The 18,833-nt window shown below is 48.1% G+C and carries 16 protein-coding genes; 11 read left to right on the forward strand and 5 right to left on the reverse strand.

Translation table 11 applies throughout. The annotated features are described in order from the left end of the window. Positions 1-14: 14 nt before the first annotated feature. The 4 genes from nadA to tsaD all read right to left on the reverse strand — a co-directional run bounded on the left by nadA (position 15) and on the right by tsaD (position 3,620). On the reverse strand, positions 15-1,073 hold the full coding sequence (nadA, locus tag FCL47_RS04115; protein ID WP_136812215.1) for a quinolinate synthase NadA: 1,059 nt from the start codon (positions 1,071-1,073) through the stop codon (positions 15-17). A 98-nt stretch (positions 1,074-1,171) separates the two neighbouring features. Next, positions 1,172-2,071 (reverse strand): 16S rRNA (adenine(1518)-N(6)/adenine(1519)-N(6))-dimethyltransferase RsmA, encoded by a 900-nt coding sequence (rsmA, locus tag FCL47_RS04120; protein ID WP_136812216.1) that lies wholly within the window; start codon positions 2,069-2,071, stop codon positions 1,172-1,174. 35 nt (positions 2,072-2,106) lie between these two features. Next, on the reverse strand, positions 2,107-2,616 hold the full coding sequence (locus FCL47_RS04125; protein WP_136812217.1) for a DUF2062 domain-containing protein: 510 nt from the start codon (positions 2,614-2,616) through the stop codon (positions 2,107-2,109). A gap of 2 nt (positions 2,617-2,618) precedes the next feature. Next, positions 2,619-3,620, reverse strand: a complete 1,002-nt coding sequence (gene tsaD, locus FCL47_RS04130; protein WP_136812218.1) for a tRNA (adenosine(37)-N6)-threonylcarbamoyltransferase complex transferase subunit TsaD — start codon at positions 3,618-3,620, stop codon at positions 2,619-2,621. A gap of 139 nt (positions 3,621-3,759) precedes the next feature. On the opposite strand from tsaD, the gene moaA reads away from it, so the two are divergent. After that, entirely contained in the window at positions 3,760-4,824 is a 1,065-nt protein-coding gene (gene moaA / locus FCL47_RS04135) for a GTP 3',8-cyclase MoaA (protein ID WP_240744129.1), read from the forward strand. On the opposite strand, the gene pheA is transcribed toward moaA, so the two are convergent. After that, on the reverse strand, positions 4,807-5,907 hold the full coding sequence (gene pheA, locus FCL47_RS04140; protein ID WP_240744130.1) for a prephenate dehydratase: 1,101 nt from the start codon (positions 5,905-5,907) through the stop codon (positions 4,807-4,809). The genes moaA and pheA overlap by 18 nt on opposite strands. Positions 5,908-6,197: 290 nt before the next feature. Here pheA and FCL47_RS04145 point away from each other — a divergent pair, with 290 nt between their 5' ends. The 10 genes from FCL47_RS04145 (at position 6,198) to ispH (ending at position 18,784) form a co-directional block, all read left to right on the forward strand. Beyond that, entirely contained in the window at positions 6,198-7,373 is a 1,176-nt protein-coding gene (locus FCL47_RS04145) for a homocysteine biosynthesis protein (protein WP_136812219.1), read from the forward strand. Positions 7,374-7,794: 421 nt separating this feature from the next. Beyond that, on the forward strand, positions 7,795-8,106 hold the full coding sequence (locus FCL47_RS04150; RefSeq protein WP_255580646.1) for an HU family DNA-binding protein: 312 nt from the start codon (positions 7,795-7,797) through the stop codon (positions 8,104-8,106). Between the two features lie 464 nt (positions 8,107-8,570). Next, a complete protein-coding gene (locus FCL47_RS04155; protein WP_136812221.1) occupies positions 8,571-9,158 on the forward strand; it encodes an FmdE family protein in 588 nt (195 codons plus the stop codon). 28 nt (positions 9,159-9,186) lie between these two features. Then, positions 9,187-10,782, forward strand: a complete 1,596-nt coding sequence (gene hisF, locus FCL47_RS04160; RefSeq protein WP_136812222.1) for an imidazole glycerol phosphate synthase subunit HisF — start codon at positions 9,187-9,189, stop codon at positions 10,780-10,782. A 38-nt stretch (positions 10,783-10,820) separates the two neighbouring features. Next, positions 10,821-12,686, forward strand: coding sequence for an ATP-binding protein (locus FCL47_RS04165; RefSeq protein WP_136812223.1), 1,866 nt, complete (start codon positions 10,821-10,823; stop codon positions 12,684-12,686). Beyond that, the gene (locus FCL47_RS04170) at positions 12,683-14,038 is read left to right on the forward strand and encodes a sigma-54 dependent transcriptional regulator (RefSeq protein WP_136812224.1); all 1,356 of its coding nucleotides are present in this window, start codon (positions 12,683-12,685) and stop codon (positions 14,036-14,038) included. Before FCL47_RS04165 ends, FCL47_RS04170 begins: the two co-directional genes overlap by 4 nt. Positions 14,039-14,655: 617 nt before the next feature. Beyond that, positions 14,656-15,651, forward strand: a complete 996-nt coding sequence (locus tag FCL47_RS04175; protein ID WP_136812225.1) for a TRAP transporter substrate-binding protein — start codon at positions 14,656-14,658, stop codon at positions 15,649-15,651. A 65-nt stretch (positions 15,652-15,716) separates the two neighbouring features. Further along, positions 15,717-16,259: a TRAP transporter small permease gene (locus FCL47_RS04180; RefSeq protein ID WP_136812226.1), complete on the forward strand. Its 543-nt coding sequence runs from the start codon at positions 15,717-15,719 to the stop codon at positions 16,257-16,259. Next, positions 16,259-17,656 (forward strand): TRAP transporter large permease, encoded by a 1,398-nt coding sequence (locus tag FCL47_RS04185; protein WP_136812227.1) that lies wholly within the window; start codon positions 16,259-16,261, stop codon positions 17,654-17,656. Before FCL47_RS04180 ends, FCL47_RS04185 begins: the two co-directional genes overlap by 1 nt. A gap of 171 nt (positions 17,657-17,827) precedes the next feature. Beyond that, entirely contained in the window at positions 17,828-18,784 is a 957-nt protein-coding gene (gene ispH, locus FCL47_RS04190; RefSeq protein ID WP_240744131.1) for a 4-hydroxy-3-methylbut-2-enyl diphosphate reductase, read from the forward strand. Positions 18,785-18,833 lie beyond the last annotated feature (49 nt).

Genomic DNA, 18,833 nt, shown 5'->3' on the forward strand with positions numbered 1-18,833 from the left:
CAGCCGGCAGGATGTTATTTCTTCATATTCTTGGCAAAATCGAGCATCCTCTGGATAGGTATCCGGGCCTTGGCGGCAATTTCGGGGGATATGTGGATCTCGTTTTTTCCGGTTTCCAGCAGTTCTTCGAGGTTGTGCAATGAATTCATGCCCATCCAGGGACAGTTGGCACAGCTCTGACAGGTTGCACCTTCACCGACTGTGGGTGCTTCAAGAAAGACCTTGTCCGGCGCCAGCTGGCGCATTTTATTGAAAATACCGGCATCGGTTGCAACGATGAACTCTTTATTCGGTAAAGTGGTCACCGCCTTGATGAGAGCTGTTGTCGAACCAACCACATCGGCCTGGAGGACGACTGCCTCCGGCGATTCGGGATGGACCAGGATCGCCGCCTCCGGATGGAGTTTGCGCAGTCTTTCCAGAGCCACGGAACGAAATTCTTCGTGGACGACACAGGAACCGGGCCAGAAAATCATCTCGGCTCCGGTAAGTTTTTGCACGTAAGCCCCCAGATGTTTGTCCGGCGCCCAGAGGATTTTTTCTCCTTTTTCAGCGAGGTGCTTAATGATAGGCAGCGCTATGCCGGAGGTTACCACCCAGTCGGATCTGGCTTTTACCTGGGCACTGGTATTGGCATAGACGACGACGGTGTGTTGGGGATGGCGATCGCAGAATGCACTGAACATCTCATACGGGCAACCTTCATCAAGAGAGCAGGTGGCACAGAGATCGGGCATAAGGACTCTTTTTTCGATGTTGAGGATCTTTGACGTCTCGCCCATGAACCGAACCCCGGCCACAACCAAAGTCTGGGCCGGGTGTTCCGTGCCGAAACGAGCCATTTCCAGACTGTCCGCAACACAGCCTCCGGTTTCCTCAGCCAGATCCTGCAGTGCCCCGTCGGTATAATAGTGGGCGACAAGAACCGCATTCTGCTCTTTAAGAAGTCTTTTAATCCTCTCCTTTAAATGTGCAGTCTCCACTTTGGACAGGGATGGCCACTGAGGATGCGGAGGCACTATTACGCCGGGAATTTCAGGAAGGGAAACGATATGTTTTGGTTCAGTCGTCATGGTATTATGTGGGTTGATAAAAGTATTTAATGCACTGCGGGCCAATCAGCCTATCAAAATGGTTATGGTAAAAGAATATAAGACGAACTCGTAAAAACTCAAAGAGAACTTCTGTCGCGGGCTATCTCTATTGCCAGATTGATGAAGTCTATGCAGGTGAGCGTTTCCGGTCGGGAGTTGGGCTGGAGGTTGGCCCTTTCGATTGCCCGGCAGGTACGTTCTTTATTGGCGACTTTATCTTGTTTTATCGAATCACCAAATAAGCCCGCCCCGGTCAGGGTATTGAGAATGGTTTTTCGCCGTTGATTAAATGTCGTCCTGACCAGCTGGCGAAAAAGGGCGAAATCGTAGTGCCCAGCGTCCGATGGCCGTTTGACGCCTTGTCTGAAATCGAGGGTGACGACCACTGAATCGACTTTTGGTCGTGGGTGAAATTCGCCGGGCTTCAGGGTCATCAGCTTGTGGACAGTGGCGCAACTGGCAAGGAGCACCGTCGGGACTCCGTATTCCTTGGTATTGGGAGCTGCCATTAATCGGTCGGCAACTTCTTTCTGCAGCATGATTGTGGCAGTGCTGATGAGCGAGGCATTGTCGATAAGCTTGAAAATAAACGGGTTGGATATCGAATAGGGAAGATTTGCCAATATTTTCAAACTACCGCCGCATTGTCGGGCAACTTCCTGAAAATCAGCGCTGAGTATATCCTGATGCACCAGGGTTACGTTGTCTGGGAGATCTTTTTGTTCCTGGTGATAGCGGATAATACCGCTGTCTATTTCGTAGCCGAATACATGTTTTGCCGTCGCCGCAAGGGGCGAAGTCAAGGCGCCAAGCCCAACTCCGACCTCGAGAATAGTATCGTCGCTGCATACTTTCCCGGCACGAACGATGGCTTCAGCGGTCATTTTATGGACGAGAAAATTCTGTCCGAACCGTTTCTTGGGTGCCAGTTGATTGTTTTGCAGCGCTTCTCGCGTCTGGTGTCCGTATTTCGTCATAATTTTTCATTTTCAGAGCCCTTTTTCAGAGCCAATTAGTTGAGCACATGCTTTTTCATTCTTTTTTTCTTGATGTGCATAAAAAATATCAGGGCTGGATAGTAACTGGCTATGGCAACAGGCAGCGCGACACACAAACCGCCAACCCCCATCACGACCAGCGCTTCGTATCCCGATCGAAACAGGATGGGTAATGCACTTTCTATGCCGCCTCCGGCCACTGCGAGCTCGAGAGCACTCTGAAAATTTTTCAGATTCAAATCATAGGGAGTGAGATGGTTGCCAACCAGTGCTGACAGATAATAGATCGGTAGATAGGTTAATGGATTGCAGACTATCCAGCTGATAATAATGCCGGCAAGGGCGGATGTTCTTGTAATAATACTGAAAAAGATGATCAGTGCGGTATGAAATGGAATTGTCGGCGTAAGGCCGACAAACACGCCGATCGCAGTGCCTCCGGCCAGCGCCTGCGGGCTTCCCTGCAATCGTTTAAATTTGATGAAATAATATTTAATATAACGCAGAATGTTTATGGGATGCATTGTCAACCAAGTGCAGAGCGGGAATAGACATCTTCATCAAGGGAAACAGGGCCCGATTGGTTGTATGAATGATATCCGGCGAGTGCAATCATCGCTGCGTTATCGGTACAGAAAATCGGCTCCGGGGCGTAAAACAGGAGACCTTCGCTGGCACATCGAGCGGTGAAAAAATCGCGAATTCTGGTGTTTGATGATACGCCGCCTCCGACAACGATTGTGTTGATATGGTTTTGCCGGGCGGCAGAAATTGTTTTTTCAACAAGTACCTCGGCAACAGCCTCCTGGAAGGAGGCGCAGATGTCCCCGATGTTTGGCTGAATGCCTTGTTGCCGGCAGCTGTTAACATGATTGAGGACCGCCGTTTTTACGCCGCTGAAACTGAAGTCCAGAGAGTTTTCATCGAGCCAGGCTCTTGGAAAGTGAACCGCCTGCGGGTCGCCACCTGCAGCCATCCCGGCCACCTGGGGTCCGCCGGGGTAGGGAAGACCAAGGAGTTTTGCAACCTTGTCGAAGGCTTCTCCGGCCGCGTCATCTCGAGTCCTTCCCAGCAGTTGAAAATCGTTATAACTTGTGGCAAGGTAAATAGCCGATGTGCCGCCGGAGACAATAAGAGCAATATACGGGAACGATGGTTTTTCCTGGCCGAGAAAAACTGACAGGATGTGGCCGGCCATATGATCCACTCCGACAAGCGGAATATTGCTAACGTAAGAAAGTGCCTTAGAGTATGAATATCCAACGAGCAGCGAGCCGATCAGGCCTGGTCCGCGGGTTGCGGCAATGAGCTGTATCTCGGTGAGCTGTTTGCCGGCTCCTGAAAGCGCTGCTTCAACCACGGGATGGATGGCCTGCAGGTGCTTTCTGGATGCCAGTTCCGGAACTACCCCGCCAAATTTAGTGTGGATCTGGTCCTGGCTGGTGAGCACGTTGGAGAGAATGACATTATCTTCAAGAACCGCGGCGGCAGTGTCATCGCAGGAACTCTCTATACCTAAAATAAGCATGCGGGGGCTTCTTTTGTGGTTAAACGTAATTTTTGATTGTGTTACTACTGTTATTCAGAGTAAGAAACGGTCAGTTAAGCGGAAGTGATTGACGGACAATGGCTTCTCTATTTTGATAATAAACAGCAGACTGTATATCGTGAACGAAAAAATACCAGCAATTTCTCCTCTTGTCGACCAGTTTTCCCGGACCATATCCTATCTGAGACTCTCTCTGACCGATCGCTGCAATCTCCGCTGCTCATACTGTATGCCCGGGATCCCCGGGGAGACCGAAAGCGCAACCGGCACTGTAAAGACCGGTATATTTCTTGCTCATGGCGACCTGCTCAGTTACGAGGAATTGCTGCGCGTCGTGCGGCTGGCGGTTTCTATGGGGATGAATAAATTACGTCTGACCGGCGGAGAACCCTTGGTCAGGAAGGGCATCCTGACTTTTATTCACCAGCTTTCCCTGCTGGATGGTCTGGAACAGGTGCGGTTAACTACGAACGGGGTGCTGCTGGCTGACTATGCCGAAAGGCTTTATGCCGGTGGAATTCGCCATATTAATGTCTCGCTCGATACCATGCAGCCGGAAAAATTTAAAAAAATAACCGGATACGATTATTTTGCCAAGGTATGGCAGGGGCTCCAGGTGGCTAAAGAAATCGGTTTTCGGATAAAACTTAATGTTGTTGCCATGAAAGGTGTCAATGACGATGAATTTCAGGATTTCGGCAGATTGGCTCTAAATGAGCCGTTCCAGGTGAGATTTATCGAGTTTATGCCCGTTGGCTCGCAGAACAGCTGGCAGAAAAATCAGTTTATCAGAGCGGACGAGATTAAATCGCGTATCGCCGAACTGGGAGTGTTGACCCCTTTTCATAAAGAGCATGGGGAAGGGCCGGCTCGAATGTTTGATCTGCATTCTGTCGATAAAAGAAAGGGGGCGGTCGGTTTCATCAGTCCTATAAGTCACCATTTCTGTGACCAGTGCAACAGGCTCAGGCTCACCTCGGAAGGAAAGCTTCGTGCATGCCTGCTCAACGACAGTGAGACCGATCTCAAATCATTGCTGCGCGGGGGGGCTTCCGACCAGGATATTATTGACAGTATCCGGCAAACTATCCTCAATAAACCGCAAGGTCACACCTTACAGGACGACCTTACGGTAACAGAGCACCGGTCATGCGGTGGGCGGATGTCACGAATCGGTGGCTGATGGATCCCCCTGCGGATAGGAACCCAGCCATTCGAAGTACGAACACATTGCTTTAAGAATATCGCAGCCCCGCCGTATCTTGTCATCCTCGATATGGCCAAGCATATCCAGAAAAAACAGATACTTCCACTGCTTGCCTTTGATGGGTCGGGATTCTATCTTGGCCAGATTGATATCTTCTTCGGAGAGGGCGGAAAGGACGTCATTGAGCGCTCCCGGTCGATCCATCAGTCCAATCAGCAGCGACGTTCTGTCCTGTCCGCTTCGCGAAGGGGACTTTTTGCCGATCACGAGAAATCTGGTTGTATTGCCTCGATAGTCTTCAATACCCTGGACGACAACCTGAAGTTCGTAAGTTTTTATCGCAAGAGACGAAGCGATCGCCCCGATGTTGGGGTTGTTGGCTGCCATCTGCGCGGCGGCCCCGGTGGAAAAAACCGGCAGGGTGGGTGTTGCCGGCAGATGTTTTCGCAGCCACTCGCGGCACTGGGCAAGGGGTTGTGCATGGGAAGCAACGGTTTGGATGTCCTCCATGTTTCCTGATCGGCAGACCAGGTTATGGCTTATTTCGAGCTGTAATTCGCCACAAATCTGTACCTTGTATTTCATAAAACAATCAAGCGTTGAGAACACCGCACCTTCAATGGAGTTTTCCACCGGAACAATGCCATATCTGGTTCGGCCTTTCTCCACTTCGGCAAAAACATCTTCGATGGTTTCCATCGCTTTATAATCAGCCGAATGACCAAAGTATTTCACCCCGGCAAGATGGCTGAATGTTGCTTCCGGACCTAAAAAGGCAACTTCAGCTTTTTTCTGTGACAGTCTACAGGTAGTAATTATTTCATGAAAAATTGATTTGAGGGCGTCCGGCGGAAAGATGTCATTGTTATCTTTTAACAGCCTGTCGTAAATTTGTCGCTCCCGGAGAGGGTCCCATTTTGCCCTTTTTTCGCCATCTTTCAGACGTCCGATTTCTTTTGCACATGCGAGGCGTTCCTTAAGCAAAGCGAGGATTCTGTTATCAATTGAATCGATCGTGTCACGAACCGAACCTATCATTTTTTTTTGCTCAATTTCCATACAACTCCTTGCTTAGGCAATGGGAAAGAATTTTCTGCGGGTTTGCTCCATCCAGCGCAAATAAACTAGGCCAAAGAAATTACTATGTCAAGGCGCAAAAGAGAGCTATAGTAGACTTTTTAGTCAGGGCTATGGGACGTATCAGAGTATTTTATAAGCTGCCGGCATATTGAGTGTCCGGCAGCTTGCGTTCTGTGTTTGTTGGCAGCAATAAAAAAATCAAGAGAGTTATTTCCGCCTGTTTCGCTTTTTTAGGAGATTATATTTAAATCAAAAATAGCAGGAATCAAATGAGTGAAAAGAAAATACAGAAAACCTACGAGGAAATAAATGCCCGGATAAAGGCCGGGGAGGCGGTTGTTGTCACTGCCGAAGAAATGGTCGACATTGTCAAGAAAGACGGTCCGGAAGGGGCGGCCAGGAAAGTTGATATAGTCACCACAGGAACGTTCGCTCCCATGTGTTCTTCCGGCCTGTTTTTTAATTTCGGCCAGATGACCCCGACCATTAAAGCCTCACAGGTCTGGATAAACAAAGTTCCTGCGTATGCAGGACTTGCGGCGGTCGATGCATATCTTGGTGCTACTGAGCCGGCTGAAGACGATCCTTTGAATAAAATTTATCCCGGTGAGTTCAGGTATGGCGGCGGCCACGTCATAGAAGATCTGCTGCGTGGAAAAAGACTTTTGCTGGAAGCTAAAGCGTACGGGACCGACTGTTATGCGGCAAAAAAAATGAAGAAAGAGGTCGGCCTGGACGATCTCCCCTATGCGTTGCTCTGCAATCCTCGAAATGGCTACCAGAATTACAACTGTGCGGTCAATTTGTCGAACAAGGCTGTGTATACCTATATGGGTATGCTGAAGCCGAATTGCGGCAATGCTAATTTCTGCAGTGCCGGTGAATTAAGTCCTCTCCTCAACGATCCCTATTATAAAACCATTGGGGTTGGTACGCGGATTTTTCTTGGCGGCGCCTATGGTTATGTTACCTGGCAAGGTACCCAGCATAATCCTCATGCACCCCGGCACAGCAACGGCGTGCCCGTCAAGCCAGCCGGCACAATCATGGTGCAGGGTGATTTAAAACGGATGAGTGCTGAATGGTTGCGCGGGGTATCCATTCTTGGTTACGGCAATTCTCTGGCCGTGGGGCTCGGTATTCCCATTCCCGTTTTAAACAGTGAACTTGCTGCATATACCGGAGTCTCCGATGCTGAAATTTTTACCCAGATAGTCGATTACGGCCATGACTATACCAACGGCATCGGCAGAAGCTACGGTCAGGTCAGTTATGCCCAATTGAAATCGGGTGAAATTGAAGTAAATGGTAAAAAAGTAAAAACTGCGCCTTTGTCGAGTATGGTGAAGGCTCGGGCAATTGCTGAAATTCTTAAAAAAGATATATCCGAAGGAAGGTTTCAACTGAATAAACCGGCTGAGCTTTTACCGGATGGTCAGGGTTGAGATCCTTATAAAAAATGAAACGAAAACGAAGCAATGGGTGTTGGGAAGGGTTGCTGCACAAGGCGTAGTGTCTTGGTCGGTTCCTGACTAGATATATAGTATATAAAAAACCTGCCCAAGTATTGCCACGAATGAGGTTGTAATATTTACACCGCTCATCCACATTGATGCGCGGTGTAATGCATAATTATTGGCTCCGTGTGAAGTTGAAACTTATTCAGATGAGTGCGATTTATTGCTTGATTCTGATTTCCGATTCAATTATGGTGCCTTGTAATGAGCGTATCACCCTGAATACAAAGGGTTGCGCCAATTTATTTTTTTTTGTCAAGAAGAGTTTCAAAAAAATATTTTTTGACAACACAAGAGAGTTTAGGTAAATCGGCATTTTCAGGGAAAGAGGACAGTCGTTATAGTCTTCATTAGATTTGCAAAAGAAAGATCAAGCAGGGAGGAATTCATGAACAAGAAGGAATTAATTGAGAGCATCGCAGGTGCAGCCGACATCAGTAAAGCAGCTGCAGAAAAAGCATTGAACGGTACCCTCGCAGCGGTTGCTGAGAGCCTGAAAAAGGGTGACAAAGTGACTCTCGTCGGCTTTGGCACTTTCTCTGTTTCAAAACGTGATGCTCGTCAGGGCAGAAATCCGCAGACAGGGAAAACCATTGAGATTCCAGAGAAGAAAGTGGTCAAGTTCAAAGCTGGTAGCAAATTGTCTGAGACTGTCAATTAATCCTGAATATTCATGAATCATCGATACGGTAACTGTTAATATGCGTTCTGTACCTTTCAATTATTTTCTTTTCTCACTCCAGAAGGGAGTGCTTCAAAAATAAGAGAATTTTGTCAGGGTACTTCCTCCGTCAAGGGGACTGAAATGTCCTATAAGCTGGAGGATTGCACTAAGATCATACCCAAGGTTACAGTGTCTGAATGAGTACATCGCAAGGAAGCATAGCATAACACAGGTACTGCACTTTCAGGCAAAGTGACAGTGTTGCTAAGCATATTGATAGTAAGTGTCCCGCAAAAAGGCCGTTCCTCATCAGGAACGGCCTTTTTGTTTTTGCAGTTGATAACGGTTGACAGTCAAGTTTGATGGCAGGTATCTTGAGCTGGTCCGTGGAAATCGGCTGATTGATCGCTCCAACTGAAGAGTGTTAACAAGTGATTGAATTCAAAAAACAAGAAAATCCGATGAAATCTTTTGATGATCTGTTAGATGAAGCAACTCGTATACATGGACATGTCTGCGCCGGCCAGGTGATTGGCGTGCGTATGTGCATGCTGGCACTTTCGTACCTGAATATACATGATCCCAAGGGCACTGATCGGAAAAAACTCTATGTGTTTGTTGAAATTGACCGATGTGCGACAGATGCCATTCAGACCGTTACCGGCTGCACTCTCGGTAAACGATCGATGAAATGGGTCGATCACGGGGTTATGGCCGCAACGTTTGTCAATCTTGACTCAAGAGAGGCAGTGAGGGTGACCGCTCTGGAAGAGTCTCGAGAACTGTCTAAAAAATACTGTAGTGACGTCTTTGATAAATATGCCCGGCAGCTGGAAGCCTACAAGGTTATGCCGGAGGAGGAGCTGTTTCGGGTAGAGGCTGTTGAGGTTCAAATTCCTGAGGAAGATCTGCCGGGCAGACCGCTCAAAAGAGTCAGGTGCGAAAAGTGCCTTGACTGGGTGCAGGATAAAAGAGATGTTGAGGTTGAAGGTAAGATTCTTTGCCGAAGTTGCGCCTACGGGCGCTACTATACGGTACGTAACGAGTAGATTTTTCGACCGGGTGAGGTGAATTGCAATGGTTGTAACTCTTTTGGATTATGGAGCCGGTAATGTCCGCAGCGTAAGAAATGCTCTTGTCAAACTTGGCCATACTGTAGAAAATGTCAAAACCCCTGAGGATATTGTCACTGCCGAGAAATTGATTTTCCCCGGGGTGGGATCTTTTGGTCTTGTTATGCACCGATTGCAGGAAAAAGGCTATGTTGAGCCGCTGCAGCGAAGGATCAGGGAGAATAAACCGTTTCTCGGGATATGTGTTGCCCTGCAGGCCCTGTTTGAAGGGAGTGAAGAATCCCCCGGTGTTCCCGGTCTCGGAATCATAGCCGGGCAGGTAGTACGGTTTCCTGAAACGCAATTGTCTGTGCCGCAGATAGGCTGGAACGGCATAAAACTACAAAAAGAATCGAAGCTGTTCACGGGATATGACAACGAGAAGCTGTATTTTGTCCACTCTTTCCATGCCCCGGTCTGTCCGGCAACGAAAGACTGGAATCTCGCTCTCACCGATTATGGTTGTGAATTTGTCTCGGCGGTTGAAAAAGGCAATGTCAGTGCCTTTCAATTCCATCCGGAAAAAAGTGGTAAAGCCGGACTGAAAATATTGCATAATTTTTTAACATCCGAGAAAAACGCAAGTTCCGTTGTCGTCAATACAGTCAGACAAAACAGTAAGAAGACGCAGATAGCCAAGAGAATTATTGCCTGCCTCGATGTCCGAAGCAACGATGCCGGCGATCTTGTGGTCACCAAAGGCGACCAGTATGATGTGCGCAGCGACGGATTGGTAAGAAATCTTGGCAAACCGGTGGAGCTGGCCAGACGATATTATGAAGAGGGTGCGGACGAGATCACTTTTCTCAACATTACCGGTTTTCGAGATTTTCCCATGCAGGACCAGCCGATGATCGAAGTGCTGGAAAAAACCTCGGAGAATGTGTTCGTGCCTCTGACCATAGGCGGCGGGATCAGAGAATTTACCGCTTCCGACGGCACGTCCTATACCTCTCTGGATGTTGCTTCGGCATATTTTCGATCCGGTGCTGACAAGGTATCTATCGGCAGCGATGCTGTCTATGCCGTTCTCGAATATCTGCAGACCGGAAAAAAAACAGGCAAAAGTTCCATCGAGCAAATCTCCCAGGTCTATGGCGCCCAGGCCGTTGTCATCTCCGTTGATCCACGCCGAATCTACGTCAAAGATCCGGTTGACACCGGCCATGTCGTGATAGAAACCGCAACACCGGGCCCCGGGGGGGAAAAGTATTGCTGGTATCAGTGCACGGTAAAAGGCGGAAGAGAGGGGAGTGATCTCGATGTTGTGCAGCTGGTGAAAACGTGTCAGCTGCTGGGGGCCGGCGAGATTCTTTTGAACTGCATCGATAAAGATGGAACTAATAGTGGATTTGATTTGGAGCTTATCGCGATGGTCAAGAATAATGTCTCCATTCCGGTCATTGCGTCAAGCGGTGCGGGGAAGGCTGCACATTTTGTCGATGCGTTTCAACACACTGCAGCAGACGCAGCTCTTGCTGCCGGTATCTTTCACCGTGAAGAGGTTACCATCAAAGAAGTGAAAGAGGCTGTGCAGGCAGCAGGAGTTGAAATAAGGTAATTGCCGATGAATCTCTGCAAGCTGCACTACATAATGTAATGCCGATCAGGTTATCGAGGAAAAAAAAGGGATTCATCAGTTTCCTTTTCTTTATCATTATTCTGATTCAGATACTGAACGTTGTTTCGGTCTGGACCTACCGGCGAGGGCTGGTAGAACTGGCTCAGCAGGGCAACGTTCGTCTGGAGCTGTATATTAATTATCTGCAGGGAATTCTGGGCAAGTACGAAAGTCTGCCCGAGTTGCTGGCGATAGATAACAGTCTTGTCCGAGCCCTGTTGAATCCGCATGAAAAAAAGCGCATTGAAATTCTTAATCGATATCTCGAGACGATAAATAGAGTAAGCGATACTCTCGACACGTATCTGATGAATAAGGACGGCTTGACCATCGCCGCCTCCAACTGGAATGCGGAGCGTCCTTTCATCGGCAGAAACTTCAGTTATCGTCCGTATTTCAAGCAGGCAATGAAAGGCAAACTCGGACGTTATTTTGCTCTCGGGAGTGCCTCCTCAAAGCGAGGGTACTATTTTGCTTATCCGGTTCGTAAAGACGATGAAATACTTGGGGCCGTAGCCGTCAAGATTAATATTGATCTGGTCGAGCAGAAATGGGCGGACCGCGATGAAAATTTTCTGGTTTCTGATCCCGATGGAGTTATTTTTATTACCACAAACCCAGACTGGCGGTTTAAAAGTCTCAAACCTTTGGAGCAGGATGTTCTTGAACGAATTTCGGTAAGCAGGCGTTATCAGGATGCGGCGATTGTGCCCCTCGGCGATAATGTCAACACTCTCTGGGAGAAAGTAGAGATACTGAATATTGAAGACGGAGCAGGCAAAGATCGGCGAAGGGTGCTGAAGCAATCGCAGTTTATGCCCCAGGCCGGTTGGAATGTACATATTCTTACCGATACCAGAGTGCTGAGGAAGAAAGTCCTGATTGTCAATATCATGGTCGGGACCGGATTTAGTCTGGCCTACATTCTGGTAATTCTGCTTCTGCAGCGCAGTCATCGCCAGGCCCAGTTGCACCGGGTGGAAGAAGAATCGAAAAGAGCTCTGCAGGAGGCCAATGAACAACTGGAGACACGGGTCTCTGACCGGACGCAGAAACTTACTGAAGCAAACGAGCTGTTGCGAAAAGAGATTATAGATCGGAAACAGACGGAAATCAAATTGAAGCGTACCCGTAAAGAGCTGATCCATGCCGCCAAACTGGCGGTACTTGGGCAGATGTCTGCCGGTATAAACCACGAGCTTAATCAGCCACTGGCTGCAATAAGAAGCTACACGGACAACGGTAAGCAGTTTCTCCAGAAGGGTCAGCTTGAAAATGCCATGTGGAACCTGGAACAAATCGGCGAATTAACCGAACGTATGGCCCAAATTGGCAACCAGCTTAAATTGTTCTCACGGAAATCCAGTGGCATGATAGCGGTTGTGCCTTTGCACGGGGTTATTGATGGTGCTCTGGAAATTCTTAAGCCAAGTTTGCGTAAAGAGGCCGTTGCACTGACTATTGATATTCGACCGGATAATCTGGAGGTGCGGGCCAACCATGTGCTCCTGCAGCAGGTGCTGGTCAATCTTATTTCCAATGCAATGCAGGCCTTGGAAGGACAGAAGGTCAAGAAAATCCTGCTCGAATGTTATGCGATTGGTGAAAAAGTAGTGGTTGCAGTCCAGGATAATGGACCGGGGATTGCAAAAGAGGTACTGCATGAAATTTTCGAACCCTTTTTCACCACCAAAAAATCGGGTCAAGGCCTGGGCTTGGGCCTCACCATTAGCGACAGAATTGTTAGAGATTTCGGTGGAAAGATCACTGTGGTTCCATCAGCAGAAGGAGCCCGTTTTGAATTCACCCTCGATAAAATAGTGCAAGAGACACAAGAGCTATGACGGTACAGGCAAAAGTGCTTTTCATTGACGACGAAAAGCATATTCGACTAGCGAATAAACAAACTCTCGAACTTGCTGATCTCGATGTAATTATAGAGGATTGCGCAGAAAAAGGCCTGGAAATTCTTACCCGTGAATGGCCTGGGATTGTTGTCTGTGACATTCGCCTGCCGCAGATGGATGGCCTGCAGTTTCTCGTGGAGGTTCAGAAAATTGATCATGACCTGCCGGTCATCCTTATCACCGGCCATGGGGATGTCTCCACTGCGGTTAATGCCATGCGTGACGGGGCGTATGATTTCATTGAAAAGCCTTATTCTGCAGAAAGATTGGTGAAAACCGTGTTGCGTGGCCTGGAAAAACGCGCTTTAACCCTCGAAAACCGAAATTTGCGACGGGAACTGGAACTGCATAGCGCACTCGGGCCGAGGATAATCGGTCGTACTCCGGCTATGGAACAACTCCGGAGTACCATAGCCCAGGTTGCCGACACGGGAGCTGATGTCCTGGTATTAGGGGAGACGGGCACGGGCAAAGAACTTGTGGCCAGGGCACTGCATGAAAACAGTCGGAGAAGGGTCAAAAATTTTGTGGCCATAAATTGCGGTGCGGTCTCTGAATCCATAATGGAAAGTGAGCTTTTTGGTCATGAGGCCGGGGCATTTACCGATGCGAAATCGACTCGAATCGGTAAATTCGAACATGCCAATGGCGGGACGCTGCTCCTTGATGAAATCGAATCCATGCCTCTCAGGGTACAGATTAATCTTCTCCGGGTGCTGCAGGAGCGATGTATTGAAAGGCTCGGCTCCAACCGGCTTCTGCCGGTGGACCTCAGGGTTGTTGCCGCTTCAAAGGTTGACCTGCGGGAGGCCTCCGAACGGGGATCTTTCCGGGAAGACCTCTATTACCGGCTCAACGTGGTCTGCCTTGAGATTCCGCCGCTCAGAGAAAGGCGCGAAGATATTCCCCTGTTGTTTCATCATTTTCTGTTAGTTGCCGGCCATAGATATCAGCAGGAGGTGCCTACCCCCGGTAATGCTCAAATGAGTGCCTTGTTGTCCTATGCCTGGCCGGGTAATGTACGAGAACTGAGAAATTTTGCCGAGCGTTATGTGCTGCTTGGCCGACAGTTTGACTGGTCTTTGGAAAAGATGCTTTCCGGTGAGGAGAAAATACAAAGCCAGTCTTTTGCCAAACAGGTTGAATGTTTTGAGCGAGACCTTCTTGAGCATGCTCTGGTCGCTTCGAAAGGCAGTATTAAGGATGTAATGGCAAGTCTGGTGTTGCCGAGAAAGACATTGTATGACAAGATGCAAAAATACGGCTTGAATAAAAGTGATTACAAATAAGTTGTCTCCTCGATAAAATTTAGGTACCACTTCAGTTCGGACAGAAGGTCAAGAGGGCTATGAGGCAACCTTCGCCCGGGAGGCCGTAAACGAACATCCCACCCCTGCCATTTCGACGGGCTGAGCTTCTGAGGGAATCAGATTACATTATAACAAGTAACGCGTTACACACGCATGTTGCTATTGTACAGCATTTGTTGGTTATAAACGGTCCATGATTTTGCTTCAGCACGTATTTGAAGGGTTCCTTCCTTAGACCTTTTACAGTGCATCCTTAAAACGCAGAATGGGTGGATTTCCGCCTATTTTACTCTGCTCCAGTTCTCTTTTTATCTCCGTATTGCTTTGTTATCTTTGGATAAAAAAAAAATTATTGGCTGCACGATGCGAATGGGTGGATTTCCGCCTATATTTCCCAGTATTTTTAAGTTCAAACTCAATAACTGTAAAATATTCGGTAAGATAAGTGCATGATGGTGGTTCTGGTATAATGTTTGCATTAACGTTTGTGTCATATTTGTGGAAATCTTAGTTCTGTAAATATGGGCAGTTTCGGAACTGTCAGTCATTGTTACCGGTATTGCGGTAACTAAACATTCAAACTGGAGGGAGAAATTATGTTTGGAAAGATCACGACTCTTGTTGCAACAGCAGCTCTATCGGCAGCGCTCATTAGCGGTTCTGCATTGGCGAGTTCCCCGATTACCATTAAGTTTGCGCATGTTGTTGCCGAAAACACACCCAAGGGGAAGATGGCAATTAAACTGAAAGACCTGGTTGCTGAACGTCTCGGTGGAAAAGTTGTTGTTGAAGTATTCCCAAATTCACAGCTGTTTGGTGACGAAAACGTACTTGAAGCAATGCTTCTTGGCGATGTACAGATGGCCGCCCCTGCTCTTTCCAAGTTCGATCGATATACGACACAGCTGCAGATTTTCGATCTGCCTTTTCTTTTCAAAGATATGGCGGCTGTAGAAAAATTTCAGAAAAGTGAGAAGGGTCAAGCCCTGCTGAAGACCATTGAGCCAAAAGGCCTGGTTGGCCTTGGATACCTCCACAACGGTCTGAAGCAGCTTTCCGCCAGCACCCGGATGAAGGTTCCTGCCGATGCAGCAGGTCTCAAGTTCCGTATTATGAGCTCAGATGTTCTCGCAGCGCAATTCCAGGCTTTAAAAGCCGTTCCTTTGAAAAAGCCATTTTCTGAGGTTTTCACCTTGCTCCAGACCAAAGCAATTGACGGCCAGGAAAACACCTATTCCAATATTTATTCACAAAAATACTTTGAAATTCAGCCGTATATCACCGAGACCAACCACGGGCTTCTCGACTATATGGTTGTAACCTCTAAAGAATTCTGGATGAGTATTCCCGACGATATTCGTCCGCAACTCAAAGCTATTATTGATGAAGCGATTGCCTATGGCAATAAGATTTCGGCAGACAAGGACCTGGAAGATCGTCAGGCGATAATCGATTCCAAGCGAACCGAAATAATCATGATTAACGATGCCGAAAGAAGCCAGTGGGTAGAAGCTATGAAGCCTGTGTGGCAACAGTTTGAAAAGGAAATCGGCAAGGATATGATTGACGCAGCGTATCAATCCAATATGTAATTAGACCGGCGGTCGCCTTGCTGCAAGGCAACCGCCGTACTCTTCTTGTCTGTAAGGGGAAAAACATGTTTATGCGCTTGATGAATCGTGCTGAAGAGGCTGTTATCTGCATCCTGCTGCTAACGACGACCCTTTTGGTATTTCTAGACGTTGTCATGCGGTTTGGTTTTAACGCCGGGTTTTTATGGACCCAGGAACTCACGCTGCATATGTCCGCGTGGATGGTGCTCTTCGGTGCCTCCTATGGATTAAAAGTTGGGTCGCACATTGGCATGGATGCCTTTGTCAAACTCTTCCCTGCGCTAGGTCAGAGAATACTGTCAAGTATTGCAGCCATCCTGGCTCTGGTTTATTGTGGGCTTATTCTCTATGGCAGCTGGATCTATCTTGCGAAGATGAAAATGATAGGAATTGAATTGCAAGACATGCCAATTCCTGCCTGGCTTGCCCATGGAATGTTGTTGGTCGGATATGTGTTCCTGACCGTTCGTTTGCTGATTATCCTTTGGTCTCTGCTCACTGGAAAGGCTACGGGTTTTAAACATGCCGATGAAGCAAAAGAAAGCATGGCACTGGCCGAAGGTATCACGAAAGGGGAGGGAAGGTAATGACGACTGCAGCTCTGTTTATACTGCTCTTTGGATGTATGTTAATCGGGATGCCCGTAGCTCTGGCTCTTGGCTTCTCAAGTATTGCTACCATCCTGATGTTTTCACACGACTCTTTATCTTCTATTTCGTTGAAATTATTTTCGGCACTCTCACAGCATTACACCCTGCTTGCCATCCCGTTTTTTATTCTCTCATCGAGCTTTTTGTCGACCGGAGGGGTGGCTAAACGTATTATCAGATTTGCCCTCAGTATGGTTGGTCATATTCACGGTGGAATAGCCATGGCATCGGTTATTGCCTGTATGATTTTTGCCGCCGTGTCCGGCTCCTCGCCGGCAACTGTCGCCGCTATCGGCTCCATTGTCATTGTCGGTATGGTTAAATCCGGATATCCCGAAAGCTTTGCAGCTGGTGTTATCGGTAACGCCGGCACCCTGGGGATTCTTATTCCCCCTTCCATTGTCATGCTCGTTTATGCTGCTGCCACGGAAGTTTCAGCTGCCCGCATGTTTATGGCCGGGATCCTGCCGGGTTTACTCATGGGCGGGATGCTTATGGTGGTCATCTATTTTGTTGCCCGCATCAAAAAAATTCCCCGTCAGCCATGGGCCGGAATGAAGGAGATCTTTTCCTCCGGCTTCAGTGCCACCGGCGGGATCATGCTTATTTTTATCGTTCTGGGCGCTATTTATGGTGGTGTAGCCAGTCCTACCGAGGCGGCCGCGGTGTCTGCGGTGTATGCCTTTGGGGTGGCGGTCTGGGGGTATCGGGATATGGGGCCTCTGAAAAACATTCCCTGGCGGGAGAAAGGGGAAAATGTCGGGATAATGGTTGGACGCAACATCAAACATATTATTCTTACCCTTCCCAAACTTATTACCGACAAAGAGATAAATAAAGTCGTGCTTGATGCATCAAAGGTGAGCATCATGCTCCTTTTCATCGTTGCCAACGCCATGCTTTTTGCCCACGTGCTGACAACGGAGCGTATTCCGCATCATATCGCCGAAACAATAGTGCAGTGGGGGCTTGACCCCTGGCATTTTCTTCTCGTAGTGAACATCCTTCTGCTCATTGCCGGAAACTTTATGGAACCAACCGCCATTATTCTTATTATGGCACCGATTTTGTTTCCCATTGCGGTCAAACTTGGCATCGACCCAATCCATCTGGGTATTGTTATGGTCGTAAATATGGAAATAGGCATGTTGACTCCACCGGTCGGATTGAATCTGTTCGTCATTTCCGGGGTAACCGGGCGAAGCATGGGGTGGGCCATAAAAGCCTGTGTTCCATGGTTATTGGTCCTTCTGACTTTTCTCGTTATTATTACCTATGTTCCTCAAATTTCACTGTTCTTACCAGAACTCCTGGATAAAATGCAGGGATATTGAGCAGGTATCGATACTGTCGCTGAAACAGGTCATCTTTCGGTTTGAAGAGAATCGGAAGGTGGCCTTTTTTGTTTCTATTCCCGGGAAAATGATTATCTTTGACGCATCTTGGCAACGGAAAACCTTGTACTGCTTCCAATATTCCATGGTCTGTTTGGATCGGATATTCTCATGATAGATAAATCGGAAATGACCACACCAATCGAGGTATATCTCGCCGCGCCGCGTGGTTTCTGTGCTGGAGTTGAACGGGCAATAGAGACGGTAAAACTCAGTCTTGACCGCTACGGCAAGCCCGTCTATGTGCTGCATGAAATTGTCCACAACAAACATGTTATTGCCCAGCTAGAAGAATCCGGTGCCGTGTTTGTGGAAAACCTGCAGGACATTCCTCCCGGGGAGGTTTGTATTTTCAGTGCTCACGGAGTTTCCCGGGCAATCGAGGAGCGGGCCAGAGAACTTGGGCTGCAAACGGTTGACGCCACCTGTCCCCTGGTGAGCAGTGTCCATCGAATGGTCGAAAAATATCATGTATCGGGCTACGATGTCATCATAATCGGCCATCACGGGCATCCCGAAGTAGAAGGAACGGCCGGAAGAGTTACCGGTCGGGTACATATTGTCGCGAACGAAAGGGAGGCCACAGATGTTATGGTTGCTGACGTTGCAAAAATCGCCTATGTCACCCAGACAACGCTCTGTGAAAACGATGTCGTCGGTATTTTGACAATTTTGTCCAGACGATTTCCTGATATCAAAGGTCCCAAATCAAATATCTGTTTTGCAACGCAGAACCGTCAGAATGCCGTTAAGGAACTCGCCGAGAAAGCCGATCTGCTTTTTGTCGTAGGTTCAAAAAACAGTTCGAATTCCAATCGATTGAAAGAGGTCGCGCTGCAGTGTGGTGTTGAGGCACATCTTATCGATGATTACAGAGATCTTGATCCCGCATGGCTCATCGATAAAAAGAAAATAGGTATTACCGCCGGCGCCTCCGCCCCTGAAGAACTCGTCGAAGGAGTTGTCGGCTGGATGAAAGAGCATGGCGCCGAGACAATCGTTGAATTAAAGGGAATCAAGGAACGGATCCACTTTCGCCCCTCCGATTTAGCTTCTCAAGAAGACTGAGTTTTCTGATGGTTGCCTGACACGGGTGGGGTACTGTAAAAAAGTATAG

The sequence above is a fragment of the Desulfopila sp. IMCC35006 genome (assembly GCF_005116645.1).
In the GTDB taxonomy this organism is placed as follows: Bacteria; Desulfobacterota; Desulfobulbia; order Desulfobulbales; family Desulfocapsaceae; genus Desulforhopalus_A.

Excerpts from the sequence above, each read along its gene's own strand:
- rsmA (WP_136812216.1), bottom strand. The coding sequence starts at position 2,071 with ATGACGAAATACGGACACCAGACGCGAGAAGCGCTGCAAAACAATCAA.
- FCL47_RS04145 (WP_136812219.1), top strand. The coding sequence starts at position 6,198 with ATGAGTGAAAAGAAAATACAGAAAACCTACGAGGAAATAAATGCCCGG.
- FCL47_RS04180 (WP_136812226.1), top strand. The coding sequence starts at position 15,717 with ATGTTTATGCGCTTGATGAATCGTGCTGAAGAGGCTGTTATCTGCATC.
- FCL47_RS04185 (WP_136812227.1), top strand. The coding sequence starts at position 16,259 with ATGACGACTGCAGCTCTGTTTATACTGCTCTTTGGATGTATGTTAATC.
- FCL47_RS04125 (WP_136812217.1), bottom strand. The coding sequence starts at position 2,616 with ATGCATCCCATAAACATTCTGCGTTATATTAAATATTATTTCATCAAA.
- nadA (WP_136812215.1), bottom strand. The coding sequence starts at position 1,073 with ATGACGACTGAACCAAAACATATCGTTTCCCTTCCTGAAATTCCCGGC.
- pheA (WP_240744130.1), bottom strand. The coding sequence starts at position 5,907 with ATGGAAATTGAGCAAAAAAAAATGATAGGTTCGGTTCGTGACACGATC.
- FCL47_RS04175 (WP_136812225.1), top strand. The coding sequence starts at position 14,656 with ATGTTTGGAAAGATCACGACTCTTGTTGCAACAGCAGCTCTATCGGCA.
- FCL47_RS04165 (WP_136812223.1), top strand. The coding sequence starts at position 10,821 with ATGCCGATCAGGTTATCGAGGAAAAAAAAGGGATTCATCAGTTTCCTT.
- hisF (WP_136812222.1), top strand. The coding sequence starts at position 9,187 with ATGGTTGTAACTCTTTTGGATTATGGAGCCGGTAATGTCCGCAGCGTA.
- tsaD (WP_136812218.1), bottom strand. The coding sequence starts at position 3,620 with ATGCTTATTTTAGGTATAGAGAGTTCCTGCGATGACACTGCCGCCGCG.
- ispH (WP_240744131.1), top strand. The coding sequence starts at position 17,828 with ATGATAGATAAATCGGAAATGACCACACCAATCGAGGTATATCTCGCC.
- FCL47_RS04170 (WP_136812224.1), top strand. The coding sequence starts at position 12,683 with ATGACGGTACAGGCAAAAGTGCTTTTCATTGACGACGAAAAGCATATT.
- FCL47_RS04155 (WP_136812221.1), top strand. The coding sequence starts at position 8,571 with ATGAAATCTTTTGATGATCTGTTAGATGAAGCAACTCGTATACATGGA.